Genomic DNA, 24,804 nt, shown 5'->3' with positions numbered 1-24,804 from the left:
AGGTAGGGGCAGGGGGCAGCCCCCGCTCTTACTCCAGGCAGTAGCTCTGCACGGAATCCTATGTATTGAGGCGATCCTTCACCAGTCGCTCGACCACCGCCGGATCGGCCAACGTGCGGGTGTCTCCGAGTTGGTCAGGGGCAGCTGCCCCCGCAAGCGCTGTGATGTCGGCATGGTCAGCGCTCCAGCGTGCCGATGCACGTCTGCGTCCTGTAGCGATGCGCATCGTCATGCCACGCCCTGCTCGGACACGTCTACACACACGGTGCGCTTATTGCGGTGGGCAGCAGCAAAGTACGAGGCCATGGCGTGCGCTGGAACATCGCCATGCACCCAGGCAAGCGCAAGCTGCTGGACAAGACTCACCCGGTCGACAGTCTGACCGACCAACTCGAACGCCTCAAGGCCAGCATCCGGGCCAAGGTCGAACACCCGTTCCGTGTGATCAAGCGCCAGTTCGGCCACGTGAAGGTGCACTACTGCGGCCTAGCCAAGAACACCGCGCAGTTGCACACCCTGTTCGCATTTTCGAACTTGTGGATGGTGCGAGGGCGTTTGATAGGAGCGCAGGCATGAGTGCGCCTGTACACGGCCAAAGAGTAGGAGAACCGGCTTCAGACAGCGCTGCGATGGCTTGCGGACGAAACGTCGCAGCGAATCTGTTTGGCCGCCCAGCATCAGCACATCTCAGAGCGCATTGCGCAGACCTTCCTTAGTCGGGAATCGCAATGTGGCTGCAATGGGTCGATTGCTGGCCGACGCGAACGACCGCTAACGGGTACCTCAGGTTTGTGGCGCGGCCCCATCAAGTCTGTCATTTGGCGACAGACTGCTCATACAGCCAGAAGCAGTCGCTTGCTGGAACGCCTCCAAGGACTGCTGCTGGCCGAAGCCGGGCCTGGCTACTTGTGAGCGCAGCGCCGCAAAGCCGACCTTCGGCGCTGCGCCTTGAGCATCTGGTTTATGACAGGCAGTCAACGGGGCGGGGCATCATCAGTCGGCCATGAGCCGTCGCTGATGAAATCAAGAAGCAGACATTCAACGCCTTAATCAAGCCGAGCCGCAAAGCGGCTTCGGTTTGAATGAATTATTAGATCTGGCCTAGTAAATAACCAAATCTTGATTTGGAAGAATGCCGCATGGCCAGAACCCGGCGATGTAAAACGTCACCACCTTGACCCAGAAGCCGGGCTGCTCTAGCAGTAGCTCGCGGGCCGCCATGCGTGCGGAGAATTGAGCGCCGGCAAGAGCAGCTTGTGCGTAGTCCTCCGGACCCTCGATAAGCACCGGATAGCTTTCGACCGATCGCTGTCCCACCAATACGGCTTTTACAAGAGATAGCTCGGCAGCCCGGCGCTCGGCTCCGAGGCCGGCTGCATCTAGTTGATCTAGCTGCTTAAGGCCGTGAATAGGGTCTGGCTGGTCACGACTGGTTGGCAGCCAATCCCAGCCAATAGCCAACTGGAGCCGTATAGCGCCTGGCTCACTGCGAAATTGGCCACACGCCGAGAACAGCTGAGCTGATCGCAGTCCGTCTTCGAGTTCTGAGAGAGTCATTGCAAGGTCTAACGCCCTAGTTAACCGGCGCCGAAGCACGAAGTGCGGAGGATACTGCGGCAGGCCATGAGAATGCCCAAGGCATGGCCTGCCGTGGCGTCCGCGTTGAACGACCAGTCAGGCTGGGAGCTGATGCTTTTATGTTAATTGGGCGCATTCGCTAAATGCCCTCACTTGTTGCCAGACGTTTTCAAACTCCTGGTGAGACATTGAAAGATATTCAGGCTCAGAAATGTTCAAACGCTGATCTGCGAGAAACCCGAATGAATTGTTAGGGTGCATCTCTAGAAAGACAGAATGAAGGGGACTTTTGCAGCATGTCCACGCTCGATAACACTCGTGAAGATTGGCAATGCCCATTCAGCGGCCTCCTGAAAGGCAATCGAATCCTTCTTTCTATCGAAAGAGAGCGAGAGCTCTTTATCCCATATCAGAGGTCGACCTTTGAGCTCGTTGAGTTCTCGAAGAAGTCGACCCGTTGAACCAATCATGATTTCACCATCCGTGAGCGCAGGGAACTTAAAGAGGAACTCGAAATCACCAGGAAGCCAGACACCACCTTGAAGAACTGACCTGAAATGGAGGTTTTTATCGTCTTCTAGGATGCTTGCCATGGCTGTTCCACTCGCGTAGCTTTCAGGAAGAAGATAGGGGACGGAGAGGTTCGGCCTCTCCAAATGAGCTGCCCACTGTTGAATGGCCGAGTAGCCTTCCCAAGATGGACGGTTTGTATAGTACGGTTGAGTGTCTTCTTCGGACCACTCGATAGGGCCCAGGCCATGGGGTTCGAGTGCGGTATTGATACCGCTTTTCCATGCATCTACAGCCGCTAGAACATCTTCTTTGCGAGGAGGGCCTTGATCTTCCCCTGCATAAATCATCCTGTATTCATTGCCGTCCATTCGGGCTTGAGCTTGAATGACGTTTTCCCATTCTCGGGTATAGAAGCGAACGAAAGTTCCTGCGTAAATATCAAATGCCATAAGTTCATCTTAAAGCCTGAACTAGGCCGAATGGCGGAGTGCAAACACAACAAGCCCTAGAGCAACAGTATCCCAAAACCGGCAGCATCTATGGATAGTTTTGCTCGTTACCGTCGCCCATGTTTTTCATTTAATGGAACCTTCTGCATCACTGAAAGCCATGGGCTTGGGCAAGCGATGGACCGCTTTGCGGCTGAAGGGTGACTGTCTCCTCTGGGTAGTGAGCAGCCTTCGGTGGCGGGCTGCTACCGGCCGGGAGCGATCCCTGGAGCAGTTCCTGCAAGGGGCTGCTTATGGCTGCGTGAGCGGTCTGTCGCTGGATGGCAGACTTGATGGGGCAGTGCGATAAACCGAGGGTACCTACAGCGGTCCTGCGTGTCGGCCAGCAATCGACCCATAACCGTCGTTCAGGAAGAGCGGTACTGGCCATGGCTGCCAACAGCAAAGTGAACGGCGGTCACTATTTTTCTAGAGGGTAGTGATTGAACTCCCACTCAAGTATTGGCAAATATCGGGGCTCACCACATATCGGGCGCGGCATATCGCGCACATGCTGTGCACCCAGTCTCTCGTAGAAGCCCCGAGCCGACGGGTCCGACTCCACCGCCAGAGTGTTCACGCCTAGTCCGCGCACTACAGACAGCGCATGCTCCACCAGGTGCCGTCCATGACCACTTCCAATGGACTGTGGGTCGACCCAGCAATGTTCCAACTGCCAGCCTTCCTCGCGGCTCTCAAGACCATAAAAGCCTAATAGTTGCCCATCCGCTGCGACCAGCACCGCGTACTGACCGGTCATTTGCTCAGGTTGGAAAGTCAGCGCGGCCTCCCATGCCTCCATCCAGGTTTCGGGGTATCCCCAATGGGCTTTGCTGCGATGAGCCAAAGCACTGAGCGCCTGCGCATCAGACGCGCGGGATGGGCGAAGGATAGGAGTGTTGTCTTCCTGCAAAGCTCGCCCCGCCGGATCAGTGGTCAGCAAGCTGTACTGGTGCAGGCTGAGGAAGCGACCGTCCTTATATTCCACATCTCGCAGGGTTCCCTCGAACACGAAACCGATGCGCTTCAACAAACGAGTGCTGGCGGGGTTCTCAGGTTCAACATCTGCGTGGATGCGGTGTACGCCGAGTGAGGACAGAGCGAAGCGGAGGATGGCGGGAAGACACTCCTGCATCAGCCCTCGTCCCCAGTGTTCTGGCATCAGCCAATAGCCGATATCCAGGCTGCGATCGGAGTGAGACCAATCGTTGAAACCACAGGCGCCAATAAGTTCATCCCTCCCCGGGAGGGTGACGCCCCACCAAATGCCCCGATGCTCCTCCAGCAACGCGTCGTACCAGCGCATCTGCTCGTCCGTCGCTTCAAGGCTGTCGTAAGACACGCCGTAGTGGGCAATCACCTGCGGATTGGAAAGCCCGGAAAAAATCGCCTGGACGTCATCACGATGAATCCGTCGCAATGTACAGCTGGGCAGGAAAAACTCGGGAAAATCGGCAGGTAGGTCCATTATGTTCAGCTGCACAGGTATAGATCAGTGCATAAATTTCCCCAGCAAAGAACGCGGGAGTAAAGCACAGTCACTAGGCTTTTGGATGGAACAGTCCAACCATGGTATTTCTAATTGGTTGCTACCAGGCGGGCGTCAGCCAATTGATTCAATTAGCCACTGGCCAATATGGGTCGATCAGCGACAGCCTTAGATCGGCCAGAAGCAATCATTGGCCAAGGCTTTGAGCCCTCGAAGTTCGTGCAGTTCACAGGACCATGACCATTTCGTGCCAGGCCATGCCACCGTGGTCTGAGTCCGAAGGACGCTGGTACTGGAATCCCAGGCGAGAGTACAGCCCCACATGCCGCTCCTTGCACATCAGGTGGATGGTTTTCTTGTCCTCGGCGCGCATCTGCTCGACAAAGGTATGCATCATGGTGGCGGCGTAGCCTCGGCCTTGGAAAGCCGGATCGATCACCACGGACATGATGACCACGTTAGGTGCGGCAGCGTCATGCCCGACCAGCTCCTTGAACTCCTCGTCAGACATGCGCACCTCGTAGGCGCAGCCACTGTTGATGAATCCAATGATCTGTCCATCGCGCTCCATGATCAGGAAGCCAAGCGGATATTCACGAATACGCTTGGTGATCTTGGCAAGCGTTGCGGCTTCATCACCCTCATAGGCACCGGCTTCGATGGCATAGCAGCGATCGGCATCTTCTGCTTGGGCATGGCGGAACGTGAGATCTGGTGTCATGGCGGAGGTCATTTCAAGGCTCATAAATCATCAATTTCATGATGCTAATTGGAATGGACACTGCATGTAGTGCATTGTTTTCATTGCATACTGCATGTCATGCACTTTGCTTTGCGCCGTCTCGATCTCAATCTGCTGCTGGTCTTTGACGCACTGTTTCGCCACCGCAGTGTCGTTGCTGCAGCCGATGAGCTGGCCATCAGCCCTTCTGCGTGCAGCCATGCCCTGGCCCGACTGCGGGAGGGATTGGGTGATGAGCTGTTTTTTCGCACAGGCAGCAGCATGCAGCCCACACCGCGAGCCACCGAGATGGCGGAGGGAATTACGCTGGCACTGCATACGCTTTCGGACCAGCTGGGCGACCCGGCAACGTTTGCGCCTGGCAGCAGCACTCAGTCTTTCACTTTTGCTGCGACCGACTTCACCACCTTTGCTTTGATGCCTGCGTTGATCTCCAGGATTGAGCGTGCGGCTCCTCATGTACGCCTGCGAGTGGTCCATTCGCGTCATCGGGATGCCTACAGCGACCTGGTGCAAGAAGGAGCCCATTTCGTCATGGGTTTTTCGGATGAATTCAGCCCTGCGCAAGAAGGCGTGGAGGTCTTGCAGGGACATACCGATGCCTATGTCGTCGTTGCACGCAGAGGTCATCCTCGCATCGGCAAGAGGCTCTCCATGGCGCAATATCTCGCGGAACGCCATGTGGTCGTGAAACCCTGGCAGGAGGAGAAAGGCGTCATAGACTCAGCTTTGAGCAAGGGCGGGTGGACTCGCGAGATTGCGATAGAGCTGCCCAGTGTCATGGCCGCGCCTTTTATCGTTGCAAATTCAGATTTGCTCATCACGCTGCCCCGCCTGGCGGCACTGCAGTTGGAGGCATCGGCAGCAATTGCGATCTTCAAAGCACCTTTTGAGGTGCCGTCATACACCTTGAACGTGTATTTTCAGCACCGGCATCTGAGCAGTCCATGGCATCGCTGGATGCGCGCTCGTCTGGAGAGCATATTGCACCCCCAAGGGTGACAAAAGCGTGAGAGCGATTGAGCTTCGTGGGTCGAGAGCTGCTTTAGATAACTGGCGGCTCTCGGCCAGAAGCAGCCGGCCACCGCAGATTTTCGAACGGCGGCTTGAGGCGGTTTGCTGTCGGTACCCATCAGGTATGCCGGTCGACATTGAGCCGAACAGGGGGCACGACCGACCAGTATCCGTTGTTCGCATCGCACTGGATGCTTTGGTTGAGAATAAGTCGCATTATCAATCTATAATTTTGCCGTGTAGTTGATCGCAACTCTTTGCGCCAGGGATCCAGGGCTGTCTTACCGCCGCGCACGTTCGACCTCACTCATTGCTACTGGCTTTTTGGATCGTGCTGACCCGCTACTACAGAGACCTGCTGAATTTCTGCATGCGCAAAGTGAGAGACCGCGATACTGCGGCTGACCTGGCGCAGGAAAGCTATGCCCGTGTGCTTTCCATGCAGCAGAAGGGGCAGGTCATTCTTGAGCCAGGTGCATTGCTGAGGCAGGTGGCCTTGCGCGCCAAAATCGATATGGATAGACGGGCCGAGGTGCGCCAGCATCAAAATATCGATTCTTTGGAGGAGCGGGATCAGCCTGCGAGTCCTCTGCATCTGCAGCCCGAGCATGCCTATGCATCGTCTCAGAGCATTCAAGCGTATCTTGACACTATCGAGGGGCTGCCGCCTCGGTGTCGCGATGCCTTCTGCATGTACATCTTCGATGAGTTGCCCAACAAGGAGATTGCAGAGCGTCTGGGAGTGTCGCTGAGCATGGTGAATCAGTACATCAGCCGCGGAAAACTTGCATGTGCTGCGCGCAGAATGGAACTTGATAATGTCGAGTGATCGCAAATTCGCGTGCGTTTTGCGTAGCTGTTTCGCCGAGGGTGAATTTCTGCCCCGCCCCGTGCATCCGTATCCCTAAGATGAGTCACTCTTTTGCATCCCAGCGCAATGTGCCGGCCTCCTTTGACGAGGCTGCGGAAGCGCGCGAGCTTGCGGATTTTTTCAGTCGACAGAATCCGGTGGATGTGGCGGCCGTTGAATGGCACTCGCGTTGGGAGCAAGGCTTGAGCGAGAGCGAGCATGAAGCCCTGCGTCAGTGGTTGGCTGAGGATGCTGCGCATGACACGGCGTTTCGTCGTCTGACGCAAGACGTGGCGGTGCTGCGTTCTGCTCCTTCCGACGTGGTTGCAAAAGCGCGTTCCTCGTTCAAACGCGAGGCCATCGCCAGTGGTGGATCTTTTGCGCAGCCTGGCGGGGAGCCTGCGAAGCCGAAAGCGATGGAGGGATGGGCGCGCACAGGCGCTTTGTTGAGCTGGGTGCAGCCGCGCTCTGCCTTGGTCGCTGCCTGTTGTGCTGCGGTCTTTGCGGCAGGGATTGGATGGCATCAATGGATGCTGCAGCCGACATTCGAGAGCAGCTATGTTGCGCAGAAGGGGCAGCAAAGGCATGTCACCTTGCCAGATGGCACCGAGCTCGCCATGGACACCGACACCCAGGCTCAGGTAACCATGTACCGCGACCGCAGAGAAGTGCGGATTGCTGATGGACAAATCATGTTCTCGGTTGCGGCCGATCCCAAGAAGCCATTTCATGTTCTCGCTGGGCCTGCGCGTGTCACGGTACTCGGGACACGGTTTTCCGTTCGCTATCGCAACCAGGGGGCCGATGCCGGGGCTGTCAATGTTTCGGTGGAGAAGGGTCATGTACGTGTCGCCAGTTCCTACAGCACCGCCAGCGCGAAGGCTGATCTGCCTGTCGAGTTGCTGGCAGGACAAGGCCTGAGGGTGTCATCCAGTGGGGTGTTAGGCCAGGTAGCCAGCGTTTCTCCCGGCAGTGTCGCCCTTTGGCGCAAGGGCTTGGTGCGTTTTGATAACACCTCACTGGCTGATGCATTGCTGGAGCTGGAGCACTACGGGCCTACGGGCCTGGAGATCCGCGACCCTGCGGTTGCCGCTCTGACCATCGGCGGCAGCTACCAGATTGATAGACCAGGGGAGTTTGCGCGCATGCTGAGCCAGATCCTGCCTGTGAAGCTGGTCGGCATGTCATCGGGGAAGACCGAAATCGTCAGTGCGCATTGAGCACTTCATGCTCAATGCGGCCATTTTGAATTTTTTCGGACTAGGGGTGTAGTTCTGGTGATCTGATGCGTCTTAAAGAGTAGTGAGTTTCATTTTCATTCATTACTCGACGTTCGGAATCCCTCTCCATGCGCTTCACGCAGCCTCATTTCCAGCCCGCTCCTCTTGCTTTGGCCGCAGCCCTGGCAGTCCTCTCCCCGGTGATTGCGAAGGCGCAATCCGCTGCTGATAGTGCAAAAAGCATCAGTTTCTCGATCACTTCCCAGCCATTGGGGAGCGCACTCAACGAGCTGGCAGCAGCCTCTGGCACCTCGATCGGGTTTGCTCCCGCGTTGGTTGTCGGCAAGACCGCGCGCCCCGTCCATGGAGCACTCACGCTGAAGCAGGCTGTAGAGCAGATGCTGGCTGGAAGCGGTTTGGTCGCCGTGACTCAAGGGGGTGGTCTGATCATCAAGGCCATCGCGTCAAACGATGATTCCGCATCGCTGGCCACAGTCACGGTGACTGCACAGCTTGAGAGGGACGGCGTTACCGAGGGCACGGGCAGCTACACCCAGACGGGTCCCAGCCGGACGGCAACGGGCCTGAATCTCTCGCTACGCGAGACACCTCAATCCGTGACCGTCATGACGCGTCAGCGCATGGATGACTTCAAGCTGGAGACGCTGACCGATGTGATGGAGCAGACACCTGGCATCGCCGTCTACAGGCAGAACAATGCCACTGACTTTCAAGCGCGTGGGGCAAAGGTAAACCTGCAGACCGATGGCATGGCACAGCTGAGCAGCGGCTGGTATTACCTGACCAGCACCATGTTTTCGCTCGACGATATGGCTGAGATCGACCGGATCGAAGTCCTCAAGGGTTCATCCGGTCTGGTTGTCGGCAAGGGCGACTATGGCGCCACGGTGAACATGATCCGTAAGCGCCCGACCCGCGAATTTCAGGCCAGCGTGCGTGCCAATGCGGGGAGCTGGGACACTTATCGAACACAGGCCGATGTGAGCGGTCCATTGAACGAGGCGGGCACGGTACGGGGGCGTCTGGTCGCTTCTGCCATGGATGCAGGGGGATTCCGCGACCATGAAAAGAGCAGCAGCAAGATGCTGTTCGGGGCACTCGAAGCGGACCTCACTCCCAGCACACTCCTCAACCTCGGTATGACTTATCGCGAACGCGATGCACAAGGTATCGGCACTACGCAGCCGATCCAGCGCTACACGCGAACAGGTGGCGAGGTGGCGTGGATGCCGCGCTCTTTCAACACCGGTGCCCCCTGGGGCGGATATTCCCAAAAGGGTCTCAATATCTTCGGCAGTCTGGAGCAACGTCTGGCGGATGACTGGACAGCCACGCTCAAGTTCTCACATCAGAACGTATCCATGGACGATATGAAGGCTGGCTACTTCTACGACCAGGACCGCGCAAGCTTTGGCCGGTGGCGCAACATGGAGACCGATAACTGGAGCGTCAATCTGGATGTGAAGGGGTCATTCGAGCTGTTGGGCCGCTCGCATGAAATTCTGGCCGGCGCAGGCGTATCGCGCTTTCACAGCAATGTGCAATTGCCGCTGAATGCGTTGAACCTGGTGCCGCTTGGCAATCTCGGCATCAACATGGCACAGGGGGGCGCTGCGCTGCCTCAGCCTGATTTCAGTGTCTTGAACTACGGCAACAACAAATTCAGTCAGAAGCAGCGTTATGCCTATGCTGCGGGACGCTTCCGGGTGGCTGATCCTCTGCAGTTGATCACGGGCTTACGCGTCACACGGTTTGAAGAGCGTGACATCACACCCTACTGGTGGAACTATGACATGAAGGAGAACGGCGTGATCACCCCGTACGCTGGGTTGGTCTACGAGGTGCAGCCGAACGTGTCGCTGTACGCAAGCTATGCCAACATTTTCCAGCCGCAGACGGCTCAGGATGCGCGGGGTTCAACGCTGGCACCGGAGGAGGGCAACACTTATGAGGTCGGCGCCAAGGCCGAATTTTTCGACAAGCGCTTGAACGCCAGCATCGCTCATTTCTGGATGAAGACGAAAAACACCGCAGAGGAAAGCGGTGATCTCACTCCTGCGGGCACTACGGCCTACCGTGCGGTCTCGTCTGCAACGCGGCGTGGCTGGGAGCTGGAGTTGGCGGGCGAACTCGCGCGCGGCTGGCAAGCGCAGGGCAGTCTGGTGCAGCAAAGCAGCTCGCTCACCAGCGCCAGTCAATATCCCAAGTACCAGTTCAAGCTCGGCACGACCTATCGCTTTGACCAAGGCTCGTTGCGGGGACTGACTGTGGGAGCGGCCACACGCTGGCAGGGCAAGACCTCGATGAGCAATAGCGCTGCCACTTTGTCGCAGAGAGGTTATGCGGTGCTGGACCTGATGGCGCGCTATCAGGTCGATAAGCACCTGTCGTTCAGCCTGAACGTGAACAATGCACTGGACAAGAAGTACATGGCCGGGCTCACCAACTTTACCGCAGCAGGCTTGTTCTACACCTGGGGTGCTCCGCGCAGCGTAAATGTAGGAATGCGTTATGACTTCTGAGTGCCGATATTCAAAGTTGAACGTCGGTACTTCGCTGTCGTGGAGCTCGCCATGATGGACCTCCACTGATTCTGGGCAAGGCGGATAGAAACTCCGCGCTGACCGGCAATCAACCTGCCCAGCCTTTGTTATGTGCTATTCGACGCAGGGCCTGGACTGCAGGCCATTGTCGAACAGGGAGAAATCCAAAAGGCACCAAGACGCCGAGCGGATTGAATACAACCTTCAAGATGAGGATCGCTGAGTGCAATTGCTTCCTGTATTTCATCGAATGGCCTTGTGCCTGCTAATCAGTGGCCTATGGTGCCCAGCACAGGCACAAGCGGAGTATCTCTGGGTGCAGCCCGACGGGGCGGAGGTCCGAGCCTACGTAGGAGAGTTACACAAGCCATTAGACAAGTTGCCTGCGTTGCTGGAGCCCAAGGCAATGCAAGCTGATGGCAAATCATTGCCAATTCAGACTGCGATCAACCATATCGCTGTTACAAGGCCCATCAGCGATCTGCGCTTCTCTGCAACCGGGCTTGATGATGGAGTTCTTACCTACTATCAAGCTCGCTACGGTCGCCAGGACATTCAGGCCAGGAACGACTTGGAGCTGGTTCCTACCCTCCCTGACGGAAACACCTTTCGATTGATGTTCAAGGGGCGGCCCGTCGCAGCCAGTCAGGTGAATATCGAAACGGGGGAAGGGTGGCGCCGTTCACTGACCCCGTCAAAGGACGGTACGGTGAGCTTCACGCCGTCTTTTCCTGGCCTGTATGTGCTGGAGGTATCGGCTCGTGTCAATGATGCAGTGGTTACTGTGGGCGGTAAGAAATACAACGATGTACGCTATACCGCGACGCTTAGTTTTACTGTCCCTCAGCAAGAGGGGAGGTGAGTTGGCTGGCGCTGGAAGCGCACCACAATCGACTCTGCTGACGAGCATGAGCCAGTCATCGCAATAACTGAGGTGCAAGACAGCCAGAAGCTTCTCTCTGGTGGGTTGAGGCAGCTCATCTCAGAGACGTCAGCGACTGCTGCAGCGCATGGCAGACTTGCGTGTAGAAGTCGGGATTTGCTCTGACTGCGGGCTTTGACGCCTTCGAATAAAAAGGCCTTGAGATCTCAAGGCCTTTTTGCGCTGGTGCTCATGTAGAAGCGCAGGTTTCAGTGCGGCACCTCTTGCTGGTCATGCAAATCGCCCAGCACTTGTCGGATATAGCGACCTGCGGCTTGAACCCTGGACATATCTACGCCGGTCTCATAGCCCATGGCATGCAAGGCATGGATCAGCTTTTCGGTAGCCAGATTGCCTGATGCTCCTTGAGCATAGGGGCAGCCGCCCAAGCCCGCCACAGAGCTGTCGAAAATGCGCAGTCCCATCTCCAGAGAAGCGCAGACATTGGCTTCAGCCATACCATAGGTATCGTGAAAATGGCCCGCCAGGCGCGCGCTGGGAAGGTCCCTGAGGCAGACTTCCAGCAGCTTGCGTGTGGACTCGGGCGAGCCGCGGCCAATCGTATCGCCCAGAGAAATCTCATGGCACCCCATGGCCAAAAGCTCTTGCGCAACCTGCAAGACGGCCTCTGCAGCAACATCGCCTTCATAGGGGCAACCCAACACGCAGGACACATAGCCACGCACAGGGACGCCAGCCTCCAGCGCCTTCTGCACCACAGGCCTGAAGCGATCCAGACTCTGCGCAATGCTGCAATTGATATTGCGTTGCGAGAAGGTCTCCGAAGCCGCACCAAAGACCGCCACCTCGTCACAGCGAGCAGTCAGAGCAGCTTCCAGCCCTTGCAGGTTGGGCGTCAGTGCGCTGTAACGAACTCCAGGGCTACGGTCGATCAAGGCCATCACTTCGGCGCTACCGGCCATTTGCGGCACCCATTTGGGCGACACAAACGAAGCCGCCTCGATAAAGCGCAGGCCTGCGCCGCTGAGCTGGTTGATCAGCTCGACCTTGGCATTCAATGGCACAGGCAGCTTTTCGTTTTGCAGGCCGTCGCGTGGCCCGACTTCCACGATCTTGACCCGGCGCTCTGATGCATTCGACATTGCTGCCCTCGCTTTCAGAACAGCTTGAGCAGCGCAGGAACGCTGAGCACGGCTGTGTAATAGCCCATGAACTGCACGCCGGTGTTAAAGCCGAAGGTGCGTGAGAGCAGGCCACCCATGAGGCCCATGGTCAAGATCACCAGCAGACCCAGCAGACCGCCTTCCCAGACGCTGATCACGATGATCAGGCCGACAAAGGTGGCAATGATGGCTTCGTGGCTGACTTTGCGCGAGACAAACATTGCAGCACGGCGCGCGTAGTTCATTGCAAACGGATAGGACACCACAGCGGCAAGCAACACCGACAACATGCCGTAGCCCAGAAACTCCCAGTGGCTCAGCAGGTTGTGCAGATTGTGGGTCTGGCCCGTAGCAGCATCCACCGTAAAGCGTGGAGGTGCATTGAACAATGGTGCAGCAGGGCCGGCAGCCACAGGACTCAAGGGCAAACCGAAGGCGATCAGCGGGATCAGCGCTTCAGCAATGTAGGTGGCTTCCGTCACGCCGTTACGAGCGCTGAGCACCGTGGTCAGGCGGTGATAAGCGTGTTTGATGCGAGAGCCCACCAACTCGCCCAGCACCACGGTCATGGCCACAGGGCTGAATACAAAGGTTGCGCTGGAAATGGCGGCAGTTGTCAATGTCCAACGTGTCTGGGTGCGATCCAGCACCTTGAGAGGGTTGGGGAAGTAGCCCGACCAACCCTTGACATCGGGAGCCAGGTTGAACTGGCGAACCTTGTCGCGCAACATGCTCTTGCGGCCTGCGGGCGCCATGACGGTAAAGAGATCTGCGACCAGAGGTCCAATGGCGATACCCAGGAAGTAGCTGATGCTGAGCTTGGTGTCGTACTTGGCAGTCAGTGCCTGCAGAGCCAGAATCACCACCACAAAAGGCACGAGCAAAGCAATTGCACCCCAGCGGCCTTTGGAGAAATAAGCAATCAGCACGGCTGCGGCCAGAAAAATCCAGGGTGCAGTCTTGGTAATGGTTGAGCCGAACGGCGCCAGCATCACGGCAAACAGCACCGCCAGCGGCACGGCGACAAAGGCCGCGACAATGGCGCCCGAGACCATTTTGCGCAAGGCAATATGCGGCACGCCAAGTTTGCGCAGCAAGTCTGCATCCTGTAGCAAAGGCGTGGCGAGTGTATCTCCGGGAATGCCCAGCAGCGCTGTCGGAACGGCGTGGGTCATGTGCTTGGCAACGGCACCAGCCAGAAAGAAGGTAAAGACGCCTGCAGGCGGAACGCCGAGCAAAACGACAAGCAGAGTGAGTGGTGCCAGTGTCGTTGTTTCGTCGGTGCCGGAAACCAGTCCGATTGCAGCAAAGACGATGGCGCCGATCAGGCCCATGCCCGCAGCGACGCCGATTTGTTCAATGAGTTGAGGATCCATGCCGTGTACTCCTTGGGTTATTGGCCATCACGGCTTTGGGAGGCCTGGGGCGTGACGAAAAGCTCGTAGAGCTTGAGTTCCTTGAGCTCCTGCACCACGACTGGGGGCAGGTCAGACACCGAACCCAGACCACCGGGCTGCTGCTCCAGCTCACGCAGCACCTCGGCGCGCCACTCGGGGTTGCTGGAGATGTCTTCTTCGGTCACCACACGTTTGGGTGGGAAGATGCGGGCGCAAATAACGCCAGCCAGCACACAGCCTGCCAGGCCAGCGAGCATGGCGTAGGCATGAGCCAGCTGTTTGGACTCGACCACCGAGCTCAGCCAACGGCTGGCTGCAAAAAATCCGAGCACGCTGATGCCGATGCCAATCAGGATGGACCAGCTCAGGTGCTTGAGGTCGACGGTATCACCCCAGACCTCAGCGAGTTGCCAGTGCGAGGCTTGCTTGTCGGAACTCATAGCCTTGTCTCCTTGCTTGTTGTTGTTCCCGTTTTGGGTAAAAAAAGCCTCGCCCGGATGTGCCTGGCGAGGCTGAGGATGCTTAGCGCTGGGCGCGAATTTCTTGCAGCACTTCCAGTGCGCGATCGGTGCGCACGTCATGCTCGGCAGCCAGGCGCTTGGCGACGATCTCTACTTCTTCACCCACGGCACCTGCGACCAGCGCAATATTGCGAGCGTGAAGTGCCATATGGCCGCGCTGAATGCCTTCGGTGGCTAGCGCGCGCAAGGCACCCAGGTTCTGGGCCAGACCCACGGCGGCGGCAATCTCGCCCAGTTCCTGGGCAGACTTCACCTCCATGATCTTGAGCGCCAGACGCGCCAGCGGATGGGTCTTGGTGGCACCACCCACCAAGCCCACGGGCATGGGCAGCTCGATGGTTCCCACCAAAGCGCCGGCATTGTCTTTTTCCCAGTGCGTCAGCGAGGTGTATTGGCCGTTGCGGCTGGCATAGGCATGGGCACCGGCTTCCACTGCGCGCCAATCGTTGCCAGTAGCGACGATGACGGGGTCGATGCCGTTCATGATGCCCTTGTTGTGGGTGGCGGCGCGGTAGGGGTCAATGGCGGCGAAAGTGTAGGCGTCGAGCACGCCTTCAATAATTGCTTCGCCGCTGCGCTCTTTGGTGGCCAAGGTTTGCGGTGTCAGGCGTACACGAGCACGGGCCAGGCGCAGATCTGCCAGGTTCGAGAGAATGCGCAGGCGCACCGAACCACCGGTAATCTTTTCCACCAGTGGCGAGACCGATTCAGCCATGGTGTTCACGGTGTTGGCACCCATGGCATCGCGCACGTCCACGATCAAGTGCATCACGACCATGGGGCCGCGTGGAGAATCGGGGAAGACATGGATTTCGATGTCCTTGCAGCCGCCGCCCAGGCTGATCAGCACCTTGTCTCGGCTATTGGCTTGCGCGAGGATTTCATCGCGGGCCTTGAACAATGCCAGCCTTGCACCATAGGGGTCGCTGATGCCGACGATTTGCACCTGCGCACGCATCAGCGGCAAGGTGCTCGATGTTTCAAAGCCCCCGTCTTCACGGGCCAGCTTGGCCATATACGATGCAGCAGCAATGATGGAAGGCTCTTCCACTGCGAGCGGAATCAGCACATCGCGGCCGTTGATGCGGAAGTTGCCTGCGACACCCATGGGTAGCTCGAACGTGCCCACCACATTCTCGATCATGCCGTCAGCCAAGGCGGCGGGCAGGGCGCCTGCCTGGGTCAGTAGATTGCGTTCTTCGGCGCTGAGATTGCACGCGGTGGCGACATGCTCCCAGCGCTGTGCGGGGGTGAGAGCTCGGAAATTGGGAAGACGCGAATCGACGGCCATGAAAACTCCTACAGATCCAAATCTGGATATCAATACAAGGGGACGGTTGGCCGAGAATTTATTCAAACTGTACCTTTTAATACAGGTACAGTTTGCAAGAACAGTACTGCCGCGATGCAACATTGGACCCATCTGCATACATACTGGCAACTCACGATCCAGGAGACTTGAATGGCGGGTGGTAGCAAGCGTCAGGCCCCTATTGCAGAGCGTTTAGCTGATTTGATAGGGCAGCAAATAACCGATGGCGTGTATCGAGCAGGGGACAAGCTGCCGTCCTTGCGTGAGCTGGCGCATTTGCACAGTTACGCCAAAAACACCGTGGTGGCAGCCTTTGATCTTCTGGTCTCGCGCGGCTTGGTGGAGTCCCGGCGCGGCGCTGGCTTTTATGTTCAGCCGCAGGCACGCCATGCGGTTCAGGATGAAGACGCAGGGCAGCTCAATCGTGCGATGGATGTGGTCTGGTTGATGCGCGAGCAACTCAAGACCCAGCCAGACGCTGTCGCGGTTGGCGATGGATTTCCGCCGATAGAGTGGCTGGCAGATATGCGCATGGATCGCTATCACCAGAAAGTGGTGCGAACCGGACTGGGGTCCCTGTTTCGCTATGGCAGCCGCTTTGGCTATGCGCCGCTGCGCGATAGCCTGGTACGCAAGCTGGGTGTGTTCGGCCTGGGTGTCACACCTCAGCAACTGGTCCTGACCCAAGGTGCGAATGAAGCCATGGATCTGGTGATTCGCTACTTCGTCCCGCCCGGCGCGACGGTGCTGGTAGACGATCCTGGCTACTATTTGCTGTTTGGCAAGCTCAAGCTGGCAGGGGCGCGCGTGTTGGGAGTCCCCAGGCAAGCCGATGGACCTGATGTCCAGGCTTTGGAACAGTTGCTGTTGACCGAGCGCCCGCGCTTGTTCTTTACCCAGTCTCTGGCGCACAACCCCACTGGCTCGGACATCAGCGCTGCCAAGGCTTACCGCGTCCTGCAACTTGCTGAACGGCATAACCTCTTGCTGGTAGAGAACGACCCATTGGCCGATTTCAAACCGACTTCGTCAGTGCGTTTGTCCACGCTGGATCAGCTGGAACGCACGATCTATATAGGCAGTTTTTCCAAGTCGTTTTCTGCAGCCCTTCGCGTGGGATTCATCGCCTGCAGCGATGCTTTAGCCAGCGACCTGGCAGATTTGCGATCACTGATCCATGTGAGCGGATCCGAATACTGCGAGCGCATGGTCGATGTGATGCTGCGCGAAGGCCATTACGAGCGGCATCTCGTGCGATTGCGCCAACGTTTGGGCAAGGCAACGGAGCAGGCGCTGGATTGGTTGGAGATGCACGAGTGCGAGGTGTTCGCGCGTAACCCTCAGTCGCTATACCTCTGGGCCACGTTTCCCGGCAATCCCGATGCCGTGCGTCTAGCCGAGCGTTTGCTCGCCCACAAAGTCACCATGGCTCCGGGCCATGTTTTCAGCCTCGACCCGAGCCAGACATCGCCTTGGTCGCGCTGCAATGTAGGTGCCATGCTGGACCCCCGCTTTGAGGTGGCCTACCGAGCAATGCAGGAGGTGCGCTAATCGCTTTTGCATAGCTTTGCGCAACTCATTGTTTGGAGTCAAAAGAAGAGAAGTGGCCTTGGTTGAGAGCCGCCTTCCCTGGATTGTTCAACGCTACGGGCGTATGGCAGCCGATTGCGGTCGCTGGCCTTAATTGACCATCATTCCGATATGCGAGGACCGACCTGCTTGTACTAACCACCGGCAGCAAACGACTGTGGATTCAACTGGTCAATGCAACACAATGACTGCCACTGGCGCAAGGGGTGTTGGCATGAAGCAAAGACCGCGGATTTACTACACCGAAGCTCAGAAAGCCCTGATGTGGGATCGCTGGAAAGCTGGCGATACCTTGCACGAGATCGGCAAGCTGTTTGACCGACCACACTCGTCCATTCACACCATCTTGAGTGCGACAGGTGGCATCCGGCCACCAGTGAGGCGTCGGTCTCGCTGGGCATTGACCATGTCTGAGCGAGAAGAAATCTCCAGGGCGTTGGCCGCAGGTGAATCTATCCGCTGCGTTGCCGGCCGCTTAAAACGAGCTGCGTCGACCATCAGCCGCGAGCTCCTGCGCAATGGAGGTAAGACTGGCTATCGAGCAGCCAAAGCGGATGAGGCAGCCTGGACGCGAGCACGCCGCCCCAAGACATGCAAGTTGGCCAGCAATCCTGCATTGGCTCACATCGTGGCGGTTAAATTACAGAGTCAGTGGTCGCCCGAGCAAATAGCGGGGTGGCTCCAACGCACTTACCCCGGCGAAAAGGATTTGCAGGTGTCTCACGAAGCCATCTACCGCACGCTCTTCGTCCAAACACGCGGGGCCTTGAAGAAGGAGCTTCTGGAGCACTTGCGGCGCACCCGGGGGATGCGTCGCTCACGCCACTACACCCAGAAAACACCCATCCATGGCCGGATCGTTGACGCCGTGCCCATCAGCGAACGCCCAGCCTGCATAGAGGATCGAGCAGTGCCGGGCCATTGGGAGGGCGATCTGTTGTTTGGCGATGCCTACAGCCAGGTGGCAACGCTAGTAGAGCGCCACACCCGCTACGTAATGTTGGTCAAGCTAGTGGACAAGGACTCGTACACCGTGGCGGCGGCGCTGGCCAGGCATGCGCAGACCTTGCCGCAAGAGCTCTATCGTTCCTTGACCTGGGACCGGGGATCGGAAATGGCGGGGCACAAACGATTCACTGTGGCCACCGACATCCAGGTCTACTTCTGCGATCCACAAAACCCATGGCAGCGCGGAACGAACGAGAACACCAATGGGCTACTCAGACAGTACCTGCCCAAGGGCATCGACATCTCTGGCTACTCACAAGATGAATTGGATGCGATTGCGAGAAAATTAAACGAGCGGCCCAGGAAGACCTTGGGGTACAGAACCCCAGCTGAGATGTTTAACGAATGTGTTGCATCCATCGGTTGAATCCACAACCCATTGCAGTCGCTCGCCAGCCATCGTCTTAGGTCTGCCTTGTAGCGGTTGCCGCTGGTCGATGCAGCATCGTGAACTATCGGTCACGATCCCATATCAGTCGTCCAAGCATCTACCTAGCGACTATCCAACGTCAAGTTTCAAATGAGCCTTGGGAGGGGAGCGGGGCAATAGGTTGCAGGGCGTCCACTGTCTGAGTGTGCATACATAGACTTGCGACTCAACGGTGTTGTTTGAGCAGTTGTTAGCGATGCCTGCTGCACCTGCAGGGGCTCCGTAACATCGTGACACCTGCGTTGCTTACATGTGCAGGTATAGAGTCAGTCACCTCGCAATATTCTCAGACTTTTCCATTGCCACGGTCCCTGCCTAGAGACGCCACAAATGCGGGTCGGTGTTAGCCATATCCTGGTCGGCTTCTTTTAGGTCGGTGGATACCCAGGAAATGGTTGTCGATGTACTTATAAAAACACTGTGTACCGGCCTTACACGTACAGTGCGCTACACATATACTTCATTATTGGTCAATCGATTAATTAAATGAAAAAAATAGATGTCATCGGCCACGCTCCTAGCAAGCGGGTCAAGCAAAGAAAGCCAGGGCGGCCCGAGGGAATTAGTGCGGTTCGCGATGAGATCATGGATGCAGCAGAGGCGCAGTTCGCGGAACTGGGCTATGCAGGAACCTCCTTGCGGGAGATCGCGGCAGCGACAAATGTCACGCAGGCTTTGATCAGCTATTACTTTGGTTCTAAATACGGATTGTTCGAAGAGACTTTTCTGCGCCGTGGGCAGCTTATCTCGCAGCAACGCACCGAGTTGCTTGAAGCTTTGCTATGCAGGGGCAAGCCTACTGTTAGAGAAATTGTGCATGCCTTTCTTTCCCCTACATTGGCCTTGCGTGGGACTCTGCAGGGACGATCGTTTTTGAGGCTGCAAGCTCGCATGCATACAGAGCCGCCGGAGATTTCATACAAAGTACGTACCGACGCTTACGGCTCATCTACTCAACGCTATGTGGAGGCCTTTCGATTGGCCCTGCCACAGCTTACGGAGTTGGATGCGTACTGGCGCGTTACATTGATGGTTGGCACTTATCTCTACGCATTTTCAGATACCCATCGAATGGAGGAAATGACACCGAAAGGGCTTTATGACCCGGACGACACCGAAGCGCTCATTGATCAAGTGACGCGCTTCGTGGTTGGCGGATTCCTGGCGAATTAGGGAACCTCTGCATAAATCTCCAACGCATGTGCTTGCACATGCGTGCCAGGTGCGGCAACATCCCGGCCCATGAAACAAACTGATCTCACCCCGAACCTCTCCACCAAGAAGATTCGCAAACGCGAATTCCTTGAGCAGATGTAGCAGGTAGTGCCCTGGAGGGAGTTGGTGGCATTGATTGCTCCCTACGCTCCAGAAGGGCGCAAAGGTCGACCACCGTTTCCTGTTGAGATGTTGCTGCTCGTCCACTTTATGCAGCAGTGGTCCCCTAAATTTAGACTTCAGCGTTTAAGCGTGACAAGTTGGGCATGCAGAGCTTCTAGGCTGATGACATCGGCATACTTTTGACGCATGTCAAACAGACTGGCCTCATGCGGACCGATCGCACGATCGCCCACGCAGTCTTCAATTACGACGGGGCGAAATCCCCAACACATGGCGTCTACCACGCTGGCGCGCACGCAGCCGCTGGTGACGCAGCCGGCCACCAGCAAGGTGCATACGCCATGTTGCGTGAGCCAAGGGGCGAGGTTGGTGCCGAAGAATGCTGAAGGAACAGTTTTTCGCACGACCAACTCACCAGGTGCAGGTGCAAGAACATCGACAATAGCACTGGCGGGTGAGTGCTCTTTCAATCCCAACATGCCTGGCACTTTTGTACTGAAGATATTGGCGTCGCTATCGTTATCAGCGTAGACAATGCGGCTATGTGCTACGGGCCATGCATGCTCACGGGCAGTCGAAAGTAGCTCTACGGAGCGATCAATGGCCTCAGGAATGTTGCCGCCGCCGAAAGTTCCAGGATCAGCAAATCCATTTACAAAGTCCACGATTAGAAGACCGATGGGGGCTTGAATGCCCAAGCCCGCACCGAAGCCTTGACGTGAATAGACGTGAGACTCGTCAAGCATGGGTAACCTCCAGTGCGGAAGCAGATTTTGTAGGCTTCATCAGTGACTCCACGACTTGGCCGTCATTCACGACTTGCAGCCCATCGACAAAAACATTGCAGTGCCGCATTGGGATATCGATGTGGCAAGCAGTAGTTCGGCTGCCCCCAGCTTCGTTGTTAGGACCAAGGGAAAAAAGGAAGTTGCCGCTAACCGCTCGAGCATCCATGCCCAGAGTAGCCTCGCGATCATAGAGGCCTAGCGTTGACCAAAAAGCACGCTTTTGCAGACCCCAGCCCACATGTGAAATTGCATAAGCTTCTGGATCATCGAAAGACTCGATGTATTCGCGAAGCAATTCGGCTTCGGCATCGCCATCGATGCTAGTCACAAAGCCGTTCTCCACTGTGAGCGTGATGGGCTCGCCTACATAGCTTTTCATGGGAAGCAAAACATCGCCTTTGGTCAAGACAATGCGGCCTTGCGCGCCACCCTCATTCGGCCAGGTAAAGGCGAAGCCGCTAGGCCAGTGATCCCAACGGCCGGGCTGATCAACGAATCCATACTCTGCGGTTACCGGGTATTCGCCAAGTGGCAAGTGAAGATCAGTTCCTGAAGGAGAAGTGACAAGCATCTCACGCCTGCCTTTGAGTAGCGCTACACCAGCTTGTACGCGTTCATAGTCTTCAAGTGTGGGAACTAAGCGTGCCAAGACCTCGGGAGGTTCTACTGCAAGCAGGATTTTTGTGCCTGACGCCAGGATCTCATGCTGCTCAGGAGAAAACAGCAGTGTCATCAAATCAAGCACCAGATCGCTGGCCTTCAGTGCAGCAATCGCTGCACGATTGCCCGTGAGTGGCGTCGTGCCAAGATAGGCAAGGGTATCGCGGCTGAGTGACTTCTCGCCATTGACCGGTGGCAAGTTGAGCTGGCTTACGCAGGCACCCAGCATAGTGGCCGAAGTGATCGCACAGCGTAGGGTTTGAGGGTGAGTGTGGTCGCTCGTCAGCACAGTGACGGCATCGCCGCGTTTGAGCTTGGAGAGGTTTAGTACTTGTGTCCAGGCGCGGATAAGTTCGGTGTCGCTGATGGCCATGGCAATCTCCGTATTAAATGATTTCGTTACTCCAGCGCTTGGCCGAGAAAGTTACCGAAGGCTTGATAAAAACCTTCCTCGTTATCCCAGGGGATCATGTGACCAGCATTACTGACGCGCTTTTCGTGCAGGCTTGGCACCAGCGCCCGGATTTCGGATACCTCTTCTTCGCGAATTACATCGCCTCGTTCTGCACTCATCAGCATTAGCGGTACTGCAATGTGTGGAAGATCCGCGTGAATGTCGTCCATTTGGAAGGCATTAAAGCTGGCGACAATGGCGCGCTCGTCGCAGGTGTGCAACCACTGTGCGCGCAATCGCAACTGCTCATCACTCCATGAGGGACAGAACTCGCGCATTTGCTCAAGGCTGATTCCTTTGCACGCCATGCGGATTGAGTCGATGTACCAAGCTAGATTGGCTGGATATGCTCGACGACCCGGGCCTGAGACGGGGGGGTCGACGGCTACTACACGTGTAAGACCGATGGGGTGATGGGACGCTGCTCGAATGGCAACGCGCCCTCCCATCGAATGGCCGACGAAGGCATATTTGGACAGACCTAGTGCCGACGCGAACGCATTGAGGTCAGCAGCTTGGGCATCCAGGCTGTAATCCAGTGCACCGGATGCCTCACTTAGGCCTCTACCGCGTACATCGAGTACGTATGTGTCATATTGGCGTCCAAAGCGCTCGGCAACAAAGCCCCATGTAACCGCGGGACTGGTAATGCCGGGGATGATGATGACCGCATCGCGCTCGGCACGTTGGTCTTTGTTACCGCCATAGCGGAGGTAGTGTTGACGTATGTCATTGGCCCGCACCTGCGCGCCGTAGAGAAAGGTGCTGTCGTTCATTAGAAAGCCTTCTTCGTTGAGTAGGCCCCCGATAGCAGCGCACCAGCTCCGGGGACTACTTGTTCTAGGCCGAGCTCGCTTAGCATCGCGTAGGTGGTCGCCACGGCTGCTGTCACCACCGGCTTACCTGTCGCGGCTTCTACTTGAGCAATCGCTGCGAGCGAGGGCATTTGTACGCAGGCGGATAGCACGATCGCATCGACATCGTCAGTCTTCATGCCAGAAACGATGGCAGGCAGTTTAGAGGGGTCGTGACGACCAACTTCCAAGTTGTCTGCAATCTCAAGTGCTCTCCAGTCACTGACCTCAAAGCCTTCGTGCTCAATGTAGTCAATGACCAATTTGGTTAGGGGCACCATGTATGGTGCTACCAACGCAATACGTTTGACCCCCATGACCTTTAGAGCATCCACCAAGGCCCCTGCGCTGGTGATTACCGGAGCTGCCCCCTGATTACTCGCAGTTGCCTTGCTGAGGCGCGACTGTGACGATCGGTGGTATCCATGACCCATGGCCATGATGGCAACTAAGCAAGCGTAGCCCAGTACATCAACACGAGCATCACTGAGTTCCAAGGCACAGCGATCGCTTTCTGCATCCATGGCCGCAAGCTCGTCCTTGTTGACATGCTTCATTCGCATGCGAGCAGAGTGAAAGGTAAAACGCTCGGGGCGCACTTGTTCACGCAGGCGTAACATGGAAGGGATCTCAGTCTCCATTGTGGTGTTGGAGCTGGGAACGATTTGTCCGATGCGGAATGAGGTTTTCGTTGTCATCTTGTCTCCTGAGTTCAAGCCGTAGCGACCTTGGTGCTTTCGCTAAAGCGTTCAACGCAGGCGGTTGCGTCGTAGGAATAGACCCATTCGGCTTTGATACCCACGGCATTGGGATCCTTGGTCTGGGCGTTCTGGAAGTCCTCGTCCCGCTTTCTCTTCTCTTCAGGAGTGGAAAGGTGATAGGTGCGACCACGTTCACGTGCTTCTAGTTGCACGCGAGCGGTGCGTGGACGACGCTCAGCTTCGTAAGCATTGAGCGCTTCATTCAGGTCTGAGCTGAAATGTGAGAGTGCTGCAGCAAGCACATAGGCATCCTCAATGGCCATAGCCGCACCCTGCGAGAGAAAAGGCAGCATGGGGTGGGCCGCGTCGCCCAGAAGCGTCACATTGCCCTTTGACCACTGGGTCATAGGATCGCGATCAAACAATCCCCACTTGAAGATTTGTTGAGCGTCGGTCTTCTCAAAGAGGTGGAGGATGTTGTCGTGCCAGCCTTCAAATGCAGCTAACAACTCTTCTCGGGTGCTGGGCTCGGTCCACGACTCTGTGACCCAGTTCGCGCTTTCGTTGACTGCAACGATGTTGACTGCGGCGCCACCTTTGACGTAGTAGGTGACGATATGTGCTTTGGGGCCCATCCAGAAAGAGGCGTCCGGGCTCACAAAAGGCAGAGGGTGCTGCTCTACAGGAACTACTGCGCGCCAGCACATATGTCCGGTGTACTGCGAAGGTGTCTTACCCCACAGAGAGTCTCGCACTACAGAGTGAATGCCATCCGCACCAACGATTAGGTCGGCTTCAAATTGAGTGCCATCGCTGAAATGCGCTACGGCTTTGTCTTTGAGCTGGGTAATTCCAGTGCATGAGACGTTAAAGCGCACGCGATCTGCAGGGATGCCTTCGCACAAGATGGCATGCAAATCTGCTCGATGCACATGCCAAAAGTCTGCGCCAAACAAACTTGGGCACACCTCGCGCAAGGGCGTGTGAAACAGTTCTCGGGCATCGTCCCAGTTGCGTCCAACCATGGCATTGGGTAAGAAACCGATACGTGCCAGTTCTTCGCCAAGTCCAAGTGCTCGTAAAACCTTGGCTGCATTAGGCGTCATCTGAACGCCTGCGCCAATTTCTCCAAATGCATTCGCGCGCTCAAAAACGTATGCGTCGATGCCAGACAACCGAAGTGAGCGCGCCAGAGCTACGCCTCCAATACCGCCGCCGACGATGCCCACTCGCAGTGATTTACTCAT

General features: G+C 56.8%; 22 protein-coding genes and 2 pseudogenes. 10 read left to right on the top strand and 14 right to left on the bottom strand.

What is annotated here, in order from left to right:
• Positions 1 to 58: 58 nt before the first annotated feature.
• Positions 59 to 232 carry a hypothetical protein gene (locus CTATCC11996_RS25785; protein WP_155278089.1) on the bottom strand — a complete coding sequence of 58 codons (174 nt, stop codon included), beginning with the start codon at positions 230 to 232 and terminating at the stop codon, positions 59 to 61.
• 77 nt (positions 233 to 309) lie between these two features.
• On the opposite strand from CTATCC11996_RS25785, the pseudogene CTATCC11996_RS24035 reads away from it, so the two are divergent.
• Positions 310 to 576 (top strand): annotated as a pseudogene (locus CTATCC11996_RS24035) (transposase); the annotation flags it as partial.
• A 525-nt stretch (positions 577 to 1,101) separates the two neighbouring features.
• Here the strand turns inward: CTATCC11996_RS24035 and CTATCC11996_RS24030 are convergent.
• From CTATCC11996_RS24030 to CTATCC11996_RS24010, 4 genes are all read right to left on the bottom strand, one after another.
• On the bottom strand, positions 1,102 to 1,557 hold the full coding sequence (locus tag CTATCC11996_RS24030; protein ID WP_003081567.1) for a hypothetical protein: 456 nt from the start codon (positions 1,555 to 1,557) through the stop codon (positions 1,102 to 1,104).
• A 284-nt stretch (positions 1,558 to 1,841) separates the two neighbouring features.
• Positions 1,842 to 2,540: a hypothetical protein gene (locus CTATCC11996_RS24025; protein WP_003081565.1), complete on the bottom strand. Its 699-nt coding sequence runs from the start codon at positions 2,538 to 2,540 to the stop codon at positions 1,842 to 1,844.
• A 460-nt stretch (positions 2,541 to 3,000) separates the two neighbouring features.
• Positions 3,001 to 4,047: a GNAT family N-acetyltransferase gene (locus tag CTATCC11996_RS24015; RefSeq protein WP_169315355.1), complete on the bottom strand. Its 1,047-nt coding sequence runs from the start codon at positions 4,045 to 4,047 to the stop codon at positions 3,001 to 3,003.
• Between the two features lie 247 nt (positions 4,048 to 4,294).
• Positions 4,295 to 4,801, bottom strand: coding sequence for a GNAT family N-acetyltransferase (locus CTATCC11996_RS24010; protein ID WP_003081561.1), 507 nt, complete (start codon positions 4,799 to 4,801; stop codon positions 4,295 to 4,297).
• An 87-nt stretch (positions 4,802 to 4,888) separates the two neighbouring features.
• Here CTATCC11996_RS24010 and CTATCC11996_RS24005 point away from each other — a divergent pair, with 87 nt between their 5' ends.
• The 5 genes from CTATCC11996_RS24005 (at position 4,889) to CTATCC11996_RS23985 (ending at position 11,320) form a co-directional block, all read left to right on the top strand.
• Complete coding sequence (locus CTATCC11996_RS24005) at positions 4,889 to 5,812, top strand: LysR family transcriptional regulator (protein WP_003081559.1); 924 nt, start codon at positions 4,889 to 4,891, stop codon at positions 5,810 to 5,812.
• Positions 5,813 to 6,155: 343 nt separating this feature from the next.
• Positions 6,156 to 6,653 carry an RNA polymerase sigma factor gene (locus tag CTATCC11996_RS24000; RefSeq protein ID WP_034350297.1) on the top strand — a complete coding sequence of 166 codons (498 nt, stop codon included), beginning with the start codon at positions 6,156 to 6,158 and terminating at the stop codon, positions 6,651 to 6,653.
• A gap of 80 nt (positions 6,654 to 6,733) precedes the next feature.
• Positions 6,734 to 7,894 carry a FecR family protein gene (locus CTATCC11996_RS23995; RefSeq protein WP_003081555.1) on the top strand — a complete coding sequence of 387 codons (1,161 nt, stop codon included), beginning with the start codon at positions 6,734 to 6,736 and terminating at the stop codon, positions 7,892 to 7,894.
• A 128-nt stretch (positions 7,895 to 8,022) separates the two neighbouring features.
• Positions 8,023 to 10,437 carry a TonB-dependent siderophore receptor gene (locus CTATCC11996_RS23990; RefSeq protein WP_003081553.1) on the top strand — a complete coding sequence of 805 codons (2,415 nt, stop codon included), beginning with the start codon at positions 8,023 to 8,025 and terminating at the stop codon, positions 10,435 to 10,437.
• A 427-nt stretch (positions 10,438 to 10,864) separates the two neighbouring features.
• On the top strand, positions 10,865 to 11,320 hold the full coding sequence (locus tag CTATCC11996_RS23985; RefSeq protein ID WP_236597814.1) for a DUF4198 domain-containing protein: 456 nt from the start codon (positions 10,865 to 10,867) through the stop codon (positions 11,318 to 11,320).
• Positions 11,321 to 11,589: 269 nt separating this feature from the next.
• On the opposite strand, the gene CTATCC11996_RS23980 is transcribed toward CTATCC11996_RS23985, so the two are convergent.
• The 4 genes from CTATCC11996_RS23980 to CTATCC11996_RS23965 all read right to left on the bottom strand — a co-directional run bounded on the left by CTATCC11996_RS23980 (position 11,590) and on the right by CTATCC11996_RS23965 (position 15,713).
• Positions 11,590 to 12,483, bottom strand: a complete 894-nt coding sequence (locus CTATCC11996_RS23980; RefSeq protein ID WP_003081549.1) for a hydroxymethylglutaryl-CoA lyase — start codon at positions 12,481 to 12,483, stop codon at positions 11,590 to 11,592.
• A gap of 14 nt (positions 12,484 to 12,497) precedes the next feature.
• Positions 12,498 to 13,880 carry a tripartite tricarboxylate transporter permease gene (locus tag CTATCC11996_RS23975; RefSeq protein WP_003066594.1) on the bottom strand — a complete coding sequence of 461 codons (1,383 nt, stop codon included), beginning with the start codon at positions 13,878 to 13,880 and terminating at the stop codon, positions 12,498 to 12,500.
• Between the two features lie 17 nt (positions 13,881 to 13,897).
• Positions 13,898 to 14,341 carry a hypothetical protein gene (locus tag CTATCC11996_RS23970; protein ID WP_003081546.1) on the bottom strand — a complete coding sequence of 148 codons (444 nt, stop codon included), beginning with the start codon at positions 14,339 to 14,341 and terminating at the stop codon, positions 13,898 to 13,900.
• A gap of 82 nt (positions 14,342 to 14,423) precedes the next feature.
• Positions 14,424 to 15,713, bottom strand: a complete 1,290-nt coding sequence (locus CTATCC11996_RS23965; RefSeq protein ID WP_003081544.1) for a hydroxymethylglutaryl-CoA reductase, degradative — start codon at positions 15,711 to 15,713, stop codon at positions 14,424 to 14,426.
• 171 nt (positions 15,714 to 15,884) lie between these two features.
• Between CTATCC11996_RS23965 and CTATCC11996_RS23960 the strand changes: the two genes are divergently transcribed.
• The 4 genes and pseudogenes from CTATCC11996_RS23960 to CTATCC11996_RS26005 all read left to right on the top strand — a co-directional run.
• The gene (locus CTATCC11996_RS23960) at positions 15,885 to 17,285 is read left to right on the top strand and encodes an aminotransferase-like domain-containing protein (RefSeq protein WP_034350296.1); all 1,401 of its coding nucleotides are present in this window, start codon (positions 15,885 to 15,887) and stop codon (positions 17,283 to 17,285) included.
• 253 nt (positions 17,286 to 17,538) lie between these two features.
• The gene (locus CTATCC11996_RS23955; protein WP_003081540.1) at positions 17,539 to 18,699 is read left to right on the top strand and encodes an IS30 family transposase; all 1,161 of its coding nucleotides are present in this window, start codon (positions 17,539 to 17,541) and stop codon (positions 18,697 to 18,699) included.
• A gap of 549 nt (positions 18,700 to 19,248) precedes the next feature.
• Complete coding sequence (locus CTATCC11996_RS23950) at positions 19,249 to 19,935, top strand: TetR/AcrR family transcriptional regulator (RefSeq protein ID WP_003081537.1); 687 nt, start codon at positions 19,249 to 19,251, stop codon at positions 19,933 to 19,935.
• Between the two features lie 69 nt (positions 19,936 to 20,004).
• A pseudogene (locus CTATCC11996_RS26005) lies at positions 20,005 to 20,199 on the top strand (transposase); the annotation flags it as partial.
• A gap of 17 nt (positions 20,200 to 20,216) precedes the next feature.
• Here the strand turns inward: CTATCC11996_RS26005 and CTATCC11996_RS23945 are convergent.
• The 5 genes from CTATCC11996_RS23945 to CTATCC11996_RS23925 are packed head-to-tail and all read right to left on the bottom strand — an operon-like array spanning position 20,217 to position 24,804.
• Positions 20,217 to 20,846 carry an isochorismatase family protein gene (locus CTATCC11996_RS23945; protein ID WP_003081534.1) on the bottom strand — a complete coding sequence of 210 codons (630 nt, stop codon included), beginning with the start codon at positions 20,844 to 20,846 and terminating at the stop codon, positions 20,217 to 20,219.
• Positions 20,839 to 21,921 (bottom strand): 2,5-dihydroxypyridine 5,6-dioxygenase NicX family protein, encoded by a 1,083-nt coding sequence (locus CTATCC11996_RS23940; RefSeq protein ID WP_003081531.1) that lies wholly within the window; start codon positions 21,919 to 21,921, stop codon positions 20,839 to 20,841. Before CTATCC11996_RS23940 ends, CTATCC11996_RS23945 begins: the two co-directional genes overlap by 8 nt.
• 26 nt (positions 21,922 to 21,947) lie before the next feature.
• Positions 21,948 to 22,778 (bottom strand): alpha/beta fold hydrolase, encoded by an 831-nt coding sequence (locus CTATCC11996_RS23935; RefSeq protein ID WP_003081528.1) that lies wholly within the window; start codon positions 22,776 to 22,778, stop codon positions 21,948 to 21,950.
• Positions 22,778 to 23,554: a maleate cis-trans isomerase family protein gene (locus tag CTATCC11996_RS23930; protein ID WP_003081526.1), complete on the bottom strand. Its 777-nt coding sequence runs from the start codon at positions 23,552 to 23,554 to the stop codon at positions 22,778 to 22,780. Before CTATCC11996_RS23930 ends, CTATCC11996_RS23935 begins: the two co-directional genes overlap by 1 nt.
• A 14-nt stretch (positions 23,555 to 23,568) precedes the next feature.
• Entirely contained in the window at positions 23,569 to 24,804 is a 1,236-nt protein-coding gene (locus tag CTATCC11996_RS23925; protein WP_003081515.1) for an FAD-dependent monooxygenase, read from the bottom strand.

Source organism: Comamonas testosteroni ATCC 11996, from assembly GCF_000241525.1.
GTDB lineage: Bacteria > Pseudomonadota > Gammaproteobacteria > Burkholderiales > Burkholderiaceae_C > Comamonas > Comamonas testosteroni.
Note: the sequence above shows the minus strand (reverse complement) of the source record. Positions and strands in the feature narration are given on the sequence as shown.